The organism is Geomonas sp. RF6, assembly GCF_021044625.1.
In the GTDB taxonomy this organism is placed as follows: Bacteria; Desulfobacterota; Desulfuromonadia; order Geobacterales; family Geobacteraceae; genus RF6.
Window position 1 is genome coordinate 384200 of the sequence record NZ_CP087999.1, and the last position, 14375, is coordinate 398574.

General features: G+C 63.2%; 12 protein-coding genes. 6 read left to right on the forward strand and 6 right to left on the reverse strand.

The features are described 5' to 3' along the window. The first annotated feature begins 1 nt into the window (after window position 1). Window positions 2-517, forward strand: a complete 516-nt coding sequence (locus tag LPW11_RS01660; RefSeq protein ID WP_230996384.1) for a hypothetical protein — start codon at window positions 2-4, stop codon at window positions 515-517. 153 nt (window positions 518-670) lie between these two features. Here the strand turns inward: LPW11_RS01660 and LPW11_RS01665 are convergent, their stop codons facing one another. Genes LPW11_RS01665 through pdhA form a run of 3 tightly spaced genes read right to left on the reverse strand, consistent with a single transcriptional unit; the run spans window position 671 to window position 4020 of the window. Continuing rightward, the gene (locus tag LPW11_RS01665; protein WP_230996385.1) at window positions 671-1999 is read right to left on the reverse strand and encodes a dihydrolipoamide acetyltransferase family protein; all 1329 of its coding nucleotides are present in this window, start codon (window positions 1997-1999) and stop codon (window positions 671-673) included. A gap of 1 nt (window position 2000) precedes the next feature. After that, entirely contained in the window at window positions 2001-2963 is a 963-nt protein-coding gene (locus LPW11_RS01670; protein WP_230996386.1) for an alpha-ketoacid dehydrogenase subunit beta, read from the reverse strand. Next, on the reverse strand, window positions 2950-4020 hold the full coding sequence (gene pdhA, locus LPW11_RS01675) for a pyruvate dehydrogenase (acetyl-transferring) E1 component subunit alpha (RefSeq protein WP_230996387.1): 1071 nt from the start codon (window positions 4018-4020) through the stop codon (window positions 2950-2952). Before pdhA ends, LPW11_RS01670 begins: the two co-directional genes overlap by 14 nt. A 330-nt stretch (window positions 4021-4350) precedes the next feature. Between pdhA and prpB the strand changes: the two genes are divergently transcribed. The 5 genes from prpB to LPW11_RS01700 all read left to right on the forward strand — a co-directional run bounded on the left by prpB (window position 4351) and on the right by LPW11_RS01700 (window position 11227). Continuing rightward, entirely contained in the window at window positions 4351-5241 is an 891-nt protein-coding gene (gene prpB / locus LPW11_RS01680; RefSeq protein WP_230996388.1) for a methylisocitrate lyase, read from the forward strand. Beyond that, complete coding sequence (locus tag LPW11_RS01685; protein ID WP_230996389.1) at window positions 5238-6365, forward strand: citrate/2-methylcitrate synthase; 1128 nt, start codon at window positions 5238-5240, stop codon at window positions 6363-6365. Before prpB ends, LPW11_RS01685 begins: the two co-directional genes overlap by 4 nt. A gap of 316 nt (window positions 6366-6681) precedes the next feature. Further along, entirely contained in the window at window positions 6682-8139 is a 1458-nt protein-coding gene (locus LPW11_RS01690) for a bifunctional 2-methylcitrate dehydratase/aconitate hydratase (RefSeq protein ID WP_230996390.1), read from the forward strand. Window positions 8140-8421: 282 nt separating this feature from the next. Further along, complete coding sequence (locus LPW11_RS01695; protein ID WP_230996391.1) at window positions 8422-10377, forward strand: acetoacetate--CoA ligase; 1956 nt, start codon at window positions 8422-8424, stop codon at window positions 10375-10377. 16 nt (window positions 10378-10393) lie between these two features. Continuing rightward, window positions 10394-11227 (forward strand): aldo/keto reductase, encoded by an 834-nt coding sequence (locus LPW11_RS01700; protein ID WP_230996392.1) that lies wholly within the window; start codon window positions 10394-10396, stop codon window positions 11225-11227. Window positions 11228-11379: 152 nt separating this feature from the next. Here the strand turns inward: LPW11_RS01700 and LPW11_RS01705 are convergent, their stop codons facing one another. The 3 genes from LPW11_RS01705 to LPW11_RS01715 are packed head-to-tail and all read right to left on the reverse strand — an operon-like array spanning window position 11380 to window position 14351. Continuing rightward, window positions 11380-11859 (reverse strand): Zn-ribbon domain-containing OB-fold protein, encoded by a 480-nt coding sequence (locus LPW11_RS01705; protein ID WP_230996393.1) that lies wholly within the window; start codon window positions 11857-11859, stop codon window positions 11380-11382. 51 nt (window positions 11860-11910) lie between these two features. Continuing rightward, the gene (locus tag LPW11_RS01710; protein WP_230996394.1) at window positions 11911-13203 is read right to left on the reverse strand and encodes a thiolase C-terminal domain-containing protein; all 1293 of its coding nucleotides are present in this window, start codon (window positions 13201-13203) and stop codon (window positions 11911-11913) included. After that, window positions 13200-14351 carry an acyl-CoA dehydrogenase family protein gene (locus LPW11_RS01715; RefSeq protein ID WP_230996395.1) on the reverse strand — a complete coding sequence of 384 codons (1152 nt, stop codon included), beginning with the start codon at window positions 14349-14351 and terminating at the stop codon, window positions 13200-13202. Before LPW11_RS01715 ends, LPW11_RS01710 begins: the two co-directional genes overlap by 4 nt. Between the last annotated feature and the right edge of the window lie 24 nt (window positions 14352-14375).

The window sequence follows — 14375 nt, forward strand, 5'->3', positions numbered from 1 at the left end:
GATGAAGAACGCCGCGGCAATGAACAGGTGCCAGATTCACACCGTCCCTGAAATCTGCAAGCCGTTGAGCGTGGCGAGCAGGGTGTGGCAGTTCCGCAACCGTTTGCGCCGCATCTTCAAGAGGCGCTACCACTTTCTGTGCAACTACCTCTTCAGGGGAGAAGCAGTCGCCGAAGATGGAGTCGCGCGCGCAGGAGTGGGGGGAGCCGTGAAGTTGCAGGCAGGGGACGTGGTGCAGGTACGTTCGCGCGAGGAGATCAGCGCCACCCTGGACCACTGGAACCAGCTGCGCCACTGCGCCTTCATGGAGGAGATGTGGCTCTACTGCGGGACGCAGCAAAAAGTCCTGAAGCGTGTGCAGCGCTTCCTCGACGAGCGGGACTACCTTATGAAGAAGTGCAACGGGATCGTGCTGCTGGAAGGGGTTTTTTGTGAGGGGACAAAGGACTTCGGGCTCTGCGACCGCACCTGCCACTTTTTTTGGCGGGAGGAATGGCTGGAGAAGATCGAGGAGTAGATCGGCAGATCATCGGATTCAAAAAGGGGACAGGGTACTTCTGAGAAAGTAGCCTGTCCCCTTTTTTTTCGGAGGCGCTAACCCAAAAAGCAAATCCCCCCTGTCCCCCCTTCGCAAAGGGGGGAACGTGAGGCCTCCACCAACTGCTTGCACTCACACCGAATCAATCAGGAAGAGCCCTGGATCCTCCAGGTACTGCACTACTTTCGTGAGGAAGCGGGACGCGTCGACGCCGTCTGTCGCGCGATGGTCGAAGGTAAGTGACATCGGCACGATCTTGCGCACCGCTACCTGCCCCTTGTGCACCCAGGCGCGGTCGGCGATCCGGCCGAAGCCGAGGATCGCCACATCCGGCCAGTTTATGACCGGGGTCGCGAAGCCGCCGCCGAAATGGCCGTAGTTCGTTACGGTGAAGGAGCTTCCCTTCATCTCCTCAATTGCGATCGTCCGCTCCCTCGCTTTCTTCCCCAGCTCCAGAAGCTCCCCCGCAAGATCAAAGATGCTCTTTTTCTCCACGTCCCTGATCACCGGCACCATCAAGCCGTTGGGGGTGTCAACGGCGATGCCGAAGTGGTAGCGCTTCTTGAGGATGATCGTGCTGGTGGCGTCCTCGATGGAGGCATTGAGGTAGGGGTGCTCGCGCAGGGCGTGCTGCACCGCCTTTATGAAAAAGGGCAGGAACGTCAGGTGCCTGCCGCGCCCCTCCATCATCTTCTGTTCCCGATCGCGCAGCTCGGCGAGTTCGGTAATGTCCGCCTCCTCCGTGGTGGTTACGCTCGCGGTGACGCGCTGCGAGGCGATGACGTTGCGTGCCGTGCTGCGCCGCACCCCGCGCATCGGCACCCGCTCCACCTCGTCCCCCGGGTCGATCTGCAAAGGGGGCATCGACGCCATCCCTTCAGCCGGCGCCCCCTCACGCGACGGAGCGAACCGCTCCAGATCCTCCGGCGTGACACTGCCGCGCGGGCCGCTCCCCTGGATCCGGCTGAGATCGATCCCCCGCTCCCGCGCGGTCTTGCGAACCGACGGCGTGGCGAGGATGTCCTTCCCGTGGGCCTCTCTCTGGGGCTGAGGCCGCGCCTGCTCCTGCTGCGGCTCCTCTTCCGCCTCCGGCAGAGTCCCGACGATCCCCACCGACTTCGGCCGCTGCGGCGGTAACTCGTCGGCCTGCGTTACCTGGGTCGGCTGCTGCATGGCCTCCTGAATCGCCTGCTGCGGTGCCTGCTCGGAACCCTCCGCAGCCGTCCCCTCCGAAATCGTGACCAGGATCTCGCCGACAGGGACCGTCTCCCCCTCCTTGCGGTGCAGGCGCACCACCAGCCCCTTCCGGGGGGATGGCACCTCCACCACCGCCTTGTCCGTCTCCACCTCGACGACAGGCTGGTGTTCGGCGACCTCATCCCCTTCGCGCACGAGCCATCTGCGCAGTTCGACCTCGGATATCCCTTCACCCAAGTCCGGGAGCTTGAATTCGTAGGGCATGCTAGTACCTCATTACCTCGTCGATGGCTTTCTTTATGTGGGCTGCCGTGGGAAGGTAGCTGTCCTCGAGCTTGGCGAGGGGCATCGTCACATCAGGCGCGGCGACGCGCAGCACCGGCGCCCGCAGGTGCAGTATCCCCTCTTCGGCGATGGTCGCTGCTATTTCGGCGCCGAATCCACCCGTCTTCAGCGCCTCGTGCACGATCACCGCGCGCCCGGTCTTCCTCACGGAGGCAAGGATCGCCTCTGCATCGAAGGGGTTCAGCGTCAGAAGGTCGATGACATCAGCGCTCACATCCCCGATACTCTTCAGCACCCGCTCCAGCATGGAGCCCCAGGCGACGATCGTCACGTCATTCCCCTGGCGCACCGTTCTCGCCTGGCCGAGCGGAAGGGTATACTCATCCTCCGGCACCTCCTCGCGGATCAGCCGGTACAGCCTCGTCGGCTCCAGGAAGAGGACCGGGTCGGGGTCGCGCAGGGCGGAGGTCAGGAGACCCTTCGCGGTGTAGGGGCCGGAGGGGATGACGACCTTGATCCCGGGCATGTGGCAGAAGAACGCCTCCGTGCTCTCCTCGTGCAGCTCGGGCGCCTTTATCCCCGCGCCATAAGGGGTGCGCACCACCATCGGCACGTTGAAGCGCCCGCGGGAGCGCGCCCTGATGCGGGCGCCGTGGGAGAAAAATTGCTCCATCGCACCGTAGAGAAAGCCGAGGAACTGGATCTCGGCCACCGGGCGCAGGCCGTACGCCGCCATCCCGATGGCGGTCCCCGTAATGGCGGATTCGGAAAGGGGGGTATCGATCACCCGCTCCGCGCCGAAGCGCTCCTGTAGCCCTTCCGTGACGCGGAAGACGCCGCCGTCCACCCCCACGTCCTCGCCGAGCACCACGACCCGGTCGTCCCGCTCCATCTCCTGGCGCAGGGCAAGATTGATTGCCTGCACCATGTTAAGCTGGGCCATGGGTCACTTCCTTTAGTTGCCGGGCCTGGCGCGGTGTGAGCTGCGCCAGGGTATGGGTGAAAAGGTCCTCCACAGCAGGGGGCGGATGCTCCTCCATGACGCGCACCGCGTCGTCCACCGTCTGCACCGCCCGGTTCCTTACCTCCGCCCGGTACTCGTCGGTAAGGAGATCCTCCTTCGCCATGTAGCGCTCCAGGCGCAGCAGCGGATCCTTTACCCGCCACGCCTCCACCTCGTCGGCACGCCGGTAGCGCCCTGCGTCGTCGGCGGTGGTGTGGTCGCTCAGACGATAGGTAAGGCACTCGATGAAGGTGGGCCCGCCGCCGGAGCGCGCCTTCTCGAAGGCCCGCTGCGCTGCGTGGTGCACCGCAAAGACGTCGTTGCCATCCACCTGGATGCCGTCGAACCCGTAGCCGATCGCCTTTTGCGCGATCGTCGCCGCGGCGGTCTGCCCCTTCACCGGGATGGAGATCGCCCACTGGTTGTTCTGACAGATGAAGACGACAGGGAGCTGCAGCACCCCCGCCATGTTCAGCCCCTCGTGGAAATCCCCCTTCGAGGTCGCGCCGTCGCCGAAGTAGGCGACGACGACGATCGGATCCTTCCGGTACTTTGCGGCGAGCGCTGCCCCCACGGCATGCGGAATGTGGGTGCCGACGGCGACGCAGACCGGGAAGATGTTCATGTTGTCCGGAATGCGCATGCCGCGCTCGTCCCCGCCCCAGTACTGAAAAAGCTGGTCCACCGGATAGCCGAGGGTGAGATGGACACCGCTCTCGCGGAAGGCGGGGAAGACCCAGTCCGGCTGTTCCAGCGCGATTGCGCTCCCCACCTGCGCCGCCTCCTGCCCGAGAATGGAGGGGTAGGTGCCGAGCCTCCCTTCCCGTTGCAGGCTGAGGGCACGCTCGTCAAAGACACGTGACAGCACCATGCACTCGTACATGCGCCGCACCAGGGCATCGTCGGGCGGGGCGATCTGCGTGCGGTCGAGGTTTCCCTCTACGTCCAGCACGCTCAGATGCTTCACATCGAATGTAGCAAGTACTTCCTCTGACATGAGTTTCTACCTTTGTAACCTTTGATGGGCTCGCACTTGAAGAGTTTAACGAGCGGCCCACATCTGTCAACAGAGAGTAGAATTGGCAATAAACTGTATCTCCCGCACCCTCCCCAGACACTGAAATCGTGCCTAGCGACGTGTTGCCAATAACTCTTACGCTCTATGCCATGAAAAGACCGCACCATTGCTGGCAGTTTTACTCCACTCCCCGTAAAAGTCGCCTTTTGCTACTGTCCCGCCAAAACATCCCGTCCAAGGAAATAGCGACTATACTTAGTTTTGAAGAACGAGGACAAAGGCGGTGGAGAAGGTGAAAGGAGAGCCGCAATGGCCGAAGCAAACTACTCAGGGAAGACGCTGCGTGCGGCACTGGAGAGTGAGAAGCCGCTGCAGATGGTGGGGGCCATCAACGCCTACAGCGCCCTTCTCGCCGAGCGCTGCGGTTTCAGGGCGCTGTACCTTTCCGGCGCTGGTGTGGCGAATGCCTCGTGGGGGCTTCCCGATCTCGGCATGACCACACTAGGCGACGTGGTGGAAGACGTTCGACGGATAACGGCGGCGACAAAGCTGCCGCTCCTTGTCGATGCGGATACCGGATGGGGGCACGCCCTCATGATCGGCCGCACCGTTCGCGAACTGACCCGCGCCGGGGCAGCGGGAATGCACATAGAGGACCAGCTGCCTGCAAAGCGCTGCGGGCACCGCCCCGGGAAGGCGCTGGTAAGTACAGAGCGGATGGTAGAGCGGATTAAGGCGGCGGTGGACAGCCGCAGTGATGAGTCCTTTGTGGTCATGGCCCGGACGGACGCAGTCGCCGTCGAGGGGCTTGAGGCCGCCATAGAGCGAAGCTGCCGCTATCGCGAGGCAGGAGCCGATCTCCTCTTCCCGGAGGCGCTGACCGAACTCTCGCAGTACCGGCTCTTCGCCGACCGCGTCGGGCTGCCCCTTCTGGCCAACATGACCGAATTCGGCCTCACCCCGCTCTACAGCGTCTCCGAGCTTGCCTCGGCTGGAGTCGCCGTGGTGCTGTACCCCCTTTCCGCCTTCCGCGCCATGAACGCTGCGGCGCTGAAGGTGTACCGGGCCATCCGGCAGGAAGGGACGCAGGCCTCCGTGCTCGATTTCATGCAGACCCGCGCAGAGCTCTACGACATCCTCAACTACCACCAGTTTGAGCAGATACTGGATGAGTCGCTCGAAAAGGAGGAGCCATCATGAGCATGGAAAACTACAGCCCGGGGCTGGAAGGTGTCGTCGCCGGCACCACCGCCATCAGCACGGTCGGGAAGAAAGGAAGAGGGCTGACGTACCGGGGCATTGCCATTGAAGATCTCGCCGGGCACGCCTCGTTCGAGGAAGTAGCGCACCTCTTGATCCACGGCACCCTCCCGCAGGACGAGGCGGAACTGGACAGCTACCGCAAGCGGCTGACGGCACTTCGCGCACTCCCGGACGCGCTTCAGAGAGTACTGGAACAGCTACCTCCCACCGCGCACCCGATGGACGTGCTGCGCACCGGTTGCTCCGCCCTAGGGACGATGGAGCCGGAGGTGGGGGCGGGAAACGAGGAACAGGTAGCGGACCGGCTGGTCGCGCTCTTTCCTTCCATGCTCCTGCACTGGTACCAGTTTCACCGGAGCGGGGCGCGGCTGAGCGGCGCAAGCGACGAGCCGGGCATTGCCGCCCATTTCCTGAGGCTGCTGCACGGGTCGCAGCCTGACGAGCTCAGGCAGCGGGCGGTGGATGTTTCCCTCATCCTCTACGCCGAGCATGAATTCAACGCCTCCACCTTCTCCGCGCGGGTCACCGCCTCCACCCTTTCCGACTTCTACTCCGCCATAACCTCCGCAATCGGCACGCTGCGCGGTCCTCTGCACGGAGGGGCCAACGAGGAGGCGATAAAGCTGATCGAGCGGTTCACCTCCCCCGACGACGCGCAGCAGGGGCTCATGCAGATGCTCGCCGCCAAGGAAAAGGTTATGGGGTTTGGTCATCGCATATATAAATATGCCGACCCCCGCTCCGCCATCGCGCGGGATTGGGCGCTGAGGCTGTGCGGCGGAGTGGGGGACGCGCGGCTTTGCGAGATCGCGGAGCGGATCGAGGAGGTCATGTACAAGGAAAAGAACCTCTTCCCCAACCTCGACTTCTACACCGCCATCGTCTATCGCCTCTGCGGGATACCGACAGAGATGTTCACCCCGCTCTTCGTCTTTGCGCGCGTCGCCGGCTGGTCCGCGCACATCATAGAGCAGCGCAGCGCCAACCGTATCTTCAGGCCGATCGCCGAATACGTGGGGCCCGAGCGGCAGGAATATGTGCCGATCGGGAAGAGGAGGTAAATCCAAAACATTTTGAACCGCAAAGACGCAAAGGACGCAAAAAAAGATCGATCAGGGCGACAAGGTGCGGCTCGTTCCCAAGGTCATCTTGGGAACGCACTTGGGTGCAAAGCTCCGGCTTTGCATCCGCCTCAGCGGATATTGATGATCCGCGGTGCGAGGCACAGCCTCGGGGGCAATTGCGTTCCCAAGCTGGAGCTTGGGAACGAGTCGGAAAGGTGAAGAAGAGTCCTTCGCGGTTTTCCCCTTTGCGTCTTTGCGTCTTTGCGGTTCAAGCCTTTCCGCCTTTCGCTTTTGCCTTTGACAAGGAGGAGCCATGATCAACAGTGCTGACGCAGACGTTAACCTGCGCCCGGAGCCGGACCGGGAGATGCAGGATATCGCAGAGTACGTGCTGAGCGACGCCGGCACCCCCGAAGCGTACGACACGGCACGCTACGTCCTCATGGACTCCATCGGTTGCGCGATGCTGGCGCTGCGCTTCGCCGAGTGCAGGCGGCTCCTCGACACCGTCACCGCCGATGCCCCCCCTTCCGGACCGGTGCCGGTACCGGGCACCGACCTGCGCCTGGATGCTGTTACCGCCACCCTTGCCATCGGAGCGCTGGTGCGCTGGGTCGATTTCAACGACACCTGGCTCGCCGCCGAATGGGGGCATCCCTCAGACAACCTCGCCGCCATCCTCTCCTGCGCCTGCCAGGTGAGCCGCAGCAACAGATCGGGGAGAATGCCGATGACGATGGGGACCGTCCTCTCCACGATGATCAAGGCGCACGAGATCCAGGGGATCATGGCGCTGGAGAACAGCTTCAACCGCGTGGGACTCGACCACGTTCTCCTCGTCAAGCTCGCCAGCGCAGCGGTTGCCGCCTACCTCCTGGGGGGCACACGAGAGGAGATCGTGAACACGGTCTCGCAGGTGTGGGTCGACGGCCAGAGCCTGCGCACCTACCGCCACGCCCCGAACACCGGCCCCCGCAAGTCGTGGGCAGCGGGGGATGCCGCCAGCCGCGGGGTGCGCCTGGCACTCCTCTCCGTGGCGGGGGAGCCGGGATACCCCAGTGCCCTCAGCGCCAAGGGGTGGGGCTTTTACGACGCCTCCTTCCGCGGCGAAAAATTCCGGCTGCCGCGCCCCTACGGCTCATACGTCATGGAGAACATACTCTTCAAAGTCTCCTTCCCCGCCGAATTCCACGCCCAGACGGCAGTCGAGTGCGCCATCACGCTGCACCCCCAGGTGCGCGACAGGCTCGCGGAGATCGACAGGGTGGTCATCGCGACACAGCAATCCGCGCTGCGAATCATCAACAAAACGGGCCCGCTGTACAACCCCGCGGACCGCGACCACTGCCTCCAGTACATGGTCGCCGTCGCCCTCATCTTCGGGGACCTCACCGCCGACCACTACCGCGACGAGATAGCAGCAGATCCGCGCATAGACGAGCTTCGTGAAAAGATCGTCGTGGTGGAGGAGTTGCGCTACTCGCAGGATTATCTCGATCCGGAGAAGAGGTCGATTTCAAACGCGGTGCAGATCTCCTTCAAGGACGGCGACAGCACCGATCTTGCGGAGGTGGAGTACCCGGTGGGGCACAGAAGGCGGCGCCAGGAAGCATTTCCCCTCCTCGAGGAGAAGTGCCTGGCGAACCTGAGCAGCCGGTTCCCGGCGCAGCGCGCGGAGGAGATAGTGGCCCTGTGTCTCGATCCGGAGCGGCTCGACGCCTTGCCGGTGACAGAGTTCATGGAAATGCTGGTGCTCGACCGCAATTTGTAGGCCGGGATAAGCCGCAGGCGTTCCCGGCGTTTTGCTTGTCGCGGGAGTTTTGGAGGACGACCTGAATGACGACTAAGCCATCGGCAGTGCGTCCCTCCCCTTTCAAGGGGGAGGACAGGAGGGGGATGGGGTTGGCGCGCTCACGAACCTTTACCCCATCCCCACCCTGTCCCTCCCCTTGAAAGGGAGGGGACGCCTGAGGATCTGCTCCACTAGAGGAAAGGACGTCATTCTGGCGGCATTTGCGCCCCCTCCGCCTCTTCACCCCAACAGGAACACCATATGAAGACACCGATCTGGAACCCGCCGCCGGATAAAGTAGCGACCGCAGCCATCACCAGGTTCATGGCCCTGGTAAATGAACGGCACGGGAAAGCCTTCACCGGCTACCATGACCTCTACCGCTGGTCAGTCACCGACTCCTCCACCTTCTGGGGCGACATGTGGGACTTCGCCGGCATTATCGCCTCGCGGCCGTACCTCCAGGTCATCGATGATCCCACCAGGTTTCCCGGCGCCAGATGGTTTCCGGGGGCCACCCTCAACTTTGCCGAAAATCTCCTTCGCTACCGCGACGAGCGTACCGCCATCGTCTTCAAGGGAGAGGAGGGCAGGACCCGACGCATCAGCTACCGGGAGCTCTATCAGCAAGCAGCACAGCTGGCTCACGCCCTGCGGACGGCGGGAGTGGTGGCAGGAGACCGGGTCGCGGGGTATCTGCCGAACCTCCCGGAGACGGTCATCGCCATGCTCGCCGCCACCAGCCTCGGCGCAGTCTGGTCCTCCTGCTCGCCGGAATTCGGGGTACAGGGAGTGCTGGACCGCTTCGGCCAGATCGAGCCGAAGGTCCTCTTTACCGCCAGCGGGTACCTGCACAAGGGGACCCACTTCCCGATGCTGAAGCGGGTCTCCGAGATCGCTGAAAAGATCCCTTCCCTCGAGCACGTCGTGGTATTCCCCTACCCGCACAGGGAAGGGGGTGTCACGGAGATCCCCCGTGCGGTGCGCTATGAGAATTTTGTCTCGTATCAAGATGCACCAGATGAGATCGACTTCGTGCAGGTCCCCGCCGGTCACCCCCTCTACATCATGTATTCCTCCGGCACGACCGGCGCCCCGAAGTGCATGGTGCAGGGCGTGGCCGGCATACTGGTGAACCAGCTTAAAGAGCACCTGCTGCACGTGGGCCTCACCCGCGACGACACTATTCTCTACGTCACCACCTGCGGGTGGATGATGTGGAACTGGCTCGTCTGCGCCCTGGCGGTCGGCGCGACAATCGTGCTGTACGAGGGTCACCCCTTTCATCCCGCACCGGATGTCCTGTGGCAACTCGCGGAAGAGGAGCAGATCACCGTCTTTGGCACCAGCGCCCGCTACCTCGCTTCTCTCGAGCGGTCCGGCGTCCGCCCCGCCTCGGGCCACGACCTCTCCCGCCTGCGCGCCATCCTCTCCACCGGATCTCCCTTGGCCGAGCACACCTTCCACTACGTGTACCGGGAGATCGGCAGCCAGCTGCAGCTCTCGTCCATCTCCGGGGGAACCGACATAAACGGCTGCTTCGGGATAGGCAGTCCGGTCCTGCCGGTGTACCCGGGCGAGTTGCAGTGCCGGGGGCTCGGCATGCCTGTTCAGGTATTTGATGACTCCGGCAACGCGGTGGAGGGGAAGGCGGGGGAGCTTGTCTGCACCGGGCCTACTCCTTCCATGCCCCTTTTCTTCTGGAACGACCCGGACGGCAGCAAGTATCTCAAGGCGTACTTCGAAAAGTTTCCCGGCGTGTGGACCCACGGTGACTGGTGCGAGATCACCCCCACCGGCGGCCTCATCATCTACGGGCGCTCCGACGCCACCCTCAACCCGGGGGGGGTCCGGATCGGCACGGCGGAGCTGTACCGCCTCATGGAGACCCTCCCGGAGGTCGCGGACAGCCTCGCAGTGGGGCAGCGGGTGGAGGGGGACGAAAGGGTGGTCCTCTTCGTGCGACTGGCAGAAGAGGCGCAATTCGGGCCCGAGCTGGAGGAGAAGCTGCGCCGCGAGATCCGGGAGAAGCTCTCCCCGCGTCACGTCCCGGCGAAGATCATTCCCGTTTCGGACATCCCGTACACGGTGAACATGAAGAAAGTGGAGTTGGCGGTGCGCAACATAATCCACGGGGAGCCGGTGACGAACAGGGAGGCTCTCATCAACCCGCAGGCACTGGAGCTGTATCGGGACCTCCCGGACCTAAAGAGCTGACAAAGGAGCTGCCTCTATGGCGATACCAAAACGGAAACTGGGAAAGACCGGGGAGGAGGTGACGATCCTCGGGCTCGGCGGGGAGGGGATATTGCGCACCTTCGGCCTGGAGCGCGACGCCTATGCCCTCATCAACAGGGCGCTCGACCTCGGCATCACCTACTGTGAGTCGGCGCGGGCCTACCAGGGGAGCGAGTCGTACTACGGGAAGGCGCTGAAGGAGCGGAGAAAGGAGATCTTCCTCACCAGCAAGTCGCACGCGCGCGACAAGGATGGAGCGCTGGAGCACCTGCACGAGACGCTGCACAACATGGGGACCGACCATATCGATCTCTGGCAGGTGCACGACGTGCGCACCCGGCGCGAGCTGGAGGAAATCTTTGGCCCCGGCGGAGCCATCGAGGCATTCGTGGAGGCAAAGGAGCAGGGGAAGGTCCGTTTCATCGGCGTCACCGGCCATCACGATCCCGCTATTTTGCGGAGCGCCCTGGAGCTATTTCCCTTCGACACCGTCCTTATGCCGGTTAATCCGGCGGAAGCGTCCCACAAGAGCTTTGTGGAAGGGGTCCTGCCTCATGCCATGGAGCGGGAGATGGGGATCGTGGGTATGAAGGTGTATCTGCGCGGCCTGGCTTCGCGGGTGCCGGGATACCAGAGCATGGAGCCGTATCTGCGCTACGCCCTCTCGCACCCGGTGAGCACCGTGGTTATCGGCTGTGACGATCTGCGGCAGGTAGAGCAGAATGTTCTTTTCGCGACGAGATTCGAGCAGATGACGGATGAGGAGATGGGTGAGATCGTCGAATACCTGCACCCGTTCGCGCGGCAGCTTATGTATTACAAGCCGTGAGGACAAGGTGCCGTCACGTTGGAGGAAAATATGTAGGCCGGGACAAGCCGCAGGCGTTCCCGGCAGTCCAGCGATGTCGGACCGCCGGGAACGCCCTCGGGCTTATCCCGGCCTACAGTGTTACGGTACACCTACATCAGACCCTGCATCCCTCACACCGGGACGAAATAGACGTCGGTCGGCTTGAACTTGCAGTTGCGCAGGAAGCGGGCACGCACCGGCATCCCTATCTTTATCTCGTCCCCTTCTGCCCCGAGCAGCCGCGAGAGGAACAGCGTCTGCACCCCCTCGAACTCCACCAGGATCAGGGTGAACGGCGTCTCCTTCAGGAACGCCTCGCCGCCGAAATGGCAGGTCGTGAAGGTGTGCACGATCCCGCGCTGCGGCAGCTCCACCCATTCCGTCGGCGACCCGCACTCCATGCAGTGGCTGCGCGGCGTGGCGAAGGTGTAGCCGCACCCCTTGCAGCGGCTCCCCAGGAGCTTTTGCTTCGCCAGCCCCGCAAAGAACGGGGTATCCTGCGCATAGGTATGTATGTAATCTATCTCGTAGTGAAATTTCTGGATGATGGGATTCACGTTGAAAAGAATCGTTCCAGCGTCTGTTTCCGGCAGCTTGATGTCCTTGTTCATGGCGCCCCCTCCGCGAAAGCGTGCAGCTCGACCGAAAGCCTCGAAAGCTCGTCAGACCTTCTCCAGTATCGACACGGTGATATACGTCCCGGTCCCCGCGTGGCTGTGGATCAGCCCGCGCTTCGGGGCGGACAACTGCAGCGTGCTGTCCCCCAGGTGCTTCTGCACGGAGCCCTGCAGTTGCCAGAAGGCGAAAACCGCCTGCATGAGTCCCGTCGCACCGACCGGATGACCGCAGGCGAGGAGCCCGCCTGACGGGTTCACCGGGAGCTTCCGCCACCGGGAGGTGTCGGAAAAGGTGAGACCGTATTCGATGTTCGGCATGAAGGGAGCGCCGGAGTCGACGTAGGAGCCACCCTCGCCGTAGCGGCAGAGCCCCAGATCCTCGTACGTCTGGATCTCCGATGAGGTGTAGGCGTCGTGCAGCTCGATGAAGTCAAGATCCTGCCCAGGGTCGTTTATTCCTGCCATGGCGTAGGCCAGTTTCGCCGCCATCCTCCCGCCGCGGAAGGAGTGGACGCCGGGATACTTCACATCGACGTAATCCTCCTCCTTTTCATGAGGCAACAGGAGCACCTTCCCGTGCGGGCGGTCCGCCATGCGCATCGCGTCTGTGCCGCTGCCGACCCCTTTCACCAGTACCGGCGTTCCCCCGAGGCGCTGCGCCGCCTTTTCGCTGGCCAGGATGCACACAGCGGCGCCCTCGGACATCTGGCAGATGTCCAGCAGCGTAAGAGGCGTTGCCACCATCTGAGAGGAACGCACGTCCTCGATGGTGATCCTACCCGGCCGTTGTGCGTAGCGATTGTGCACGGCGTTGATGTGGTTTTTTACCGCCACCTTCGCCATCTGCTCCACCGTGGTGCCGAATTCGTACATGTGGCGGTTCAGCATCATCGCGTAGTACCCGGTATAGAAGCCTCCAACCGGAAAGTCGAAGTTGGTGTCGGAGGCAAGGGCGATGAACTCGTTCCCTTTCCAGGTATTGACCCGGCCCATCGTCTCGAACCCCATGGCGAGGCAAACTTCCATCCGACCGGAGGCCACCGATTCCCAGGCAGACTGGAAGCAGAGGCCGCCGGTGGCACCACCCCCCTCCACGCGGCGCGACGGTTTCGGCGAGAGCCCCACGTAGTCCTGCACCATGGCACCCGCCATAAGCTGCCGGGTGAAGTGGTCGGAAAAGTAGGAGCAGACGCTGCCGTCGATTTCGTCGAGCGAAATGCCGGGAAGATCGCCCATGGCGTAGTCCAGCGCCTCCTTCACCATGAGTCGGAAATCTTTGTCGGGATGCGATTTCGCGAACTTCGTGATGCCACCCGTTACCATGTACACCGGTCTCATGATACCCCCTCCTCTTTCAGAAGATCGCGGGAAATAACCATACGCTGTATCTCAGAAGTCCCCTCCCCGATCTCGCAAAGTTTCGCCTCGCGCAGGTAGCGCTCGACCGGAAATGCCTTCGTATACCCGTAGCCGCCATGTATCTGGACAGCCTTCAACGCCGCCCGGGTGGCGGCCTCCGATGAGAAGAGCTTCGCCATCGACGCCTCCCGGCGGAAGGGGCGGCCGAGATCCCTCAGCACTGCCGCCCGGTGCACGAGAAGCCTCGCCGCGTCAAGCTCCGTGGCCATGTCCGCCACCATCCACTGGACCGCCTGGAACTCCCCGATCGGCTTTCCGAAGGCGTTCCGCTTGCGCATGTAGGCGAGGCTGTCCTCGAGGCAGGCGCGCGCGATCCCGATCGCCATGGCGGCGACTCCGATGCGGCCGGTATCGAGCACCTGCATCGCCTGGTAGAACCCCTGGTGCATCTCCCCAAGGAGCGCGTCGCGCGGCAGGACGAGGTCTTTCAGCATGAGCGCTGTCGTGTCGGAGGAGCGAAATCCCAGCTTGTCGAGGTTCTTGCCGCGGGCGAGCCCGGGGGTGTCGCCCGGGACGACGAAGGCGGAGATCCCTTTCGCCTGCCGCTCCGCATCGGTGAGCGCCATGATAACGAGTGTGTCCGCTTTCGAACCGTTGGTGATGAAGTACTTCTTTCCGCTCAGCCGCCACCCCTGCGACTCGGAGGCGGCCACCGTCTTGATCCCGCCGGCATTGCTCCCGGCGTCCGGCTCGGTCAATGCCCATGCCCCAAGCTTCCGCCCGCTTACCAGCGGCCCGAGGAAGCGGTCTTTCTGCGCGGGCGATGCGAAGAGATTTATGTGGGTCGTGCACAGCGTGTGGGCGAGAAGGGTGATGGTGACCGAGGCATCGCAGCGAGCCAGTTCCTCGATGGCGAGGACAAAGGAGAGGAGATCGCGCCCTCCCCCTCCGTACTCCGACGGGAAGATCAGGCCGAAGAGCCCCATCTGTTGCAGTTCCCTGACCTCGTCCCAGGGAAACTCCCCGCTTTCATCGCGCTTGGCCGCCCCGGGCTTCAGCTTCCCCTCCGCGAACTCGCGCACCATGTCCCGCAATGCCCGCTGCTCGCTGGTAAGTTCCCATTCCATAGTGCTCCTCCTGGAAGTCTTTTG

Bases quoted from the DNA above. Each gene is read 5' to 3' on its own strand.
- LPW11_RS01690 (WP_230996390.1), top strand. From the start codon at position 6,682: ATGATCAACAGTGCTGACGCAGACGTTAACCTGCGCCCGGAGCCGGAC.
- LPW11_RS01670 (WP_230996386.1), bottom strand. From the start codon at position 2,963: ATGGCCCAGCTTAACATGGTGCAGGCAATCAATCTTGCCCTGCGCCAG.
- LPW11_RS01705 (WP_230996393.1), bottom strand. From the start codon at position 11,859: ATGAACAAGGACATCAAGCTGCCGGAAACAGACGCTGGAACGATTCTT.
- LPW11_RS01700 (WP_230996392.1), top strand. From the start codon at position 10,394: ATGGCGATACCAAAACGGAAACTGGGAAAGACCGGGGAGGAGGTGACG.
- prpB (WP_230996388.1), top strand. From the start codon at position 4,351: ATGGCCGAAGCAAACTACTCAGGGAAGACGCTGCGTGCGGCACTGGAG.
- LPW11_RS01685 (WP_230996389.1), top strand. From the start codon at position 5,238: ATGAGCATGGAAAACTACAGCCCGGGGCTGGAAGGTGTCGTCGCCGGC.
- pdhA (WP_230996387.1), bottom strand. From the start codon at position 4,020: ATGTCAGAGGAAGTACTTGCTACATTCGATGTGAAGCATCTGAGCGTG.
- LPW11_RS01710 (WP_230996394.1), bottom strand. From the start codon at position 13,203: ATGAGACCGGTGTACATGGTAACGGGTGGCATCACGAAGTTCGCGAAA.
- LPW11_RS01665 (WP_230996385.1), bottom strand. From the start codon at position 1,999: ATGCCCTACGAATTCAAGCTCCCGGACTTGGGTGAAGGGATATCCGAG.
- LPW11_RS01695 (WP_230996391.1), top strand. From the start codon at position 8,422: ATGAAGACACCGATCTGGAACCCGCCGCCGGATAAAGTAGCGACCGCA.
- LPW11_RS01660 (WP_230996384.1), top strand. From the start codon at position 2: ATGAAGAACGCCGCGGCAATGAACAGGTGCCAGATTCACACCGTCCCT.
- LPW11_RS01715 (WP_230996395.1), bottom strand. From the start codon at position 14,351: ATGGAATGGGAACTTACCAGCGAGCAGCGGGCATTGCGGGACATGGTG.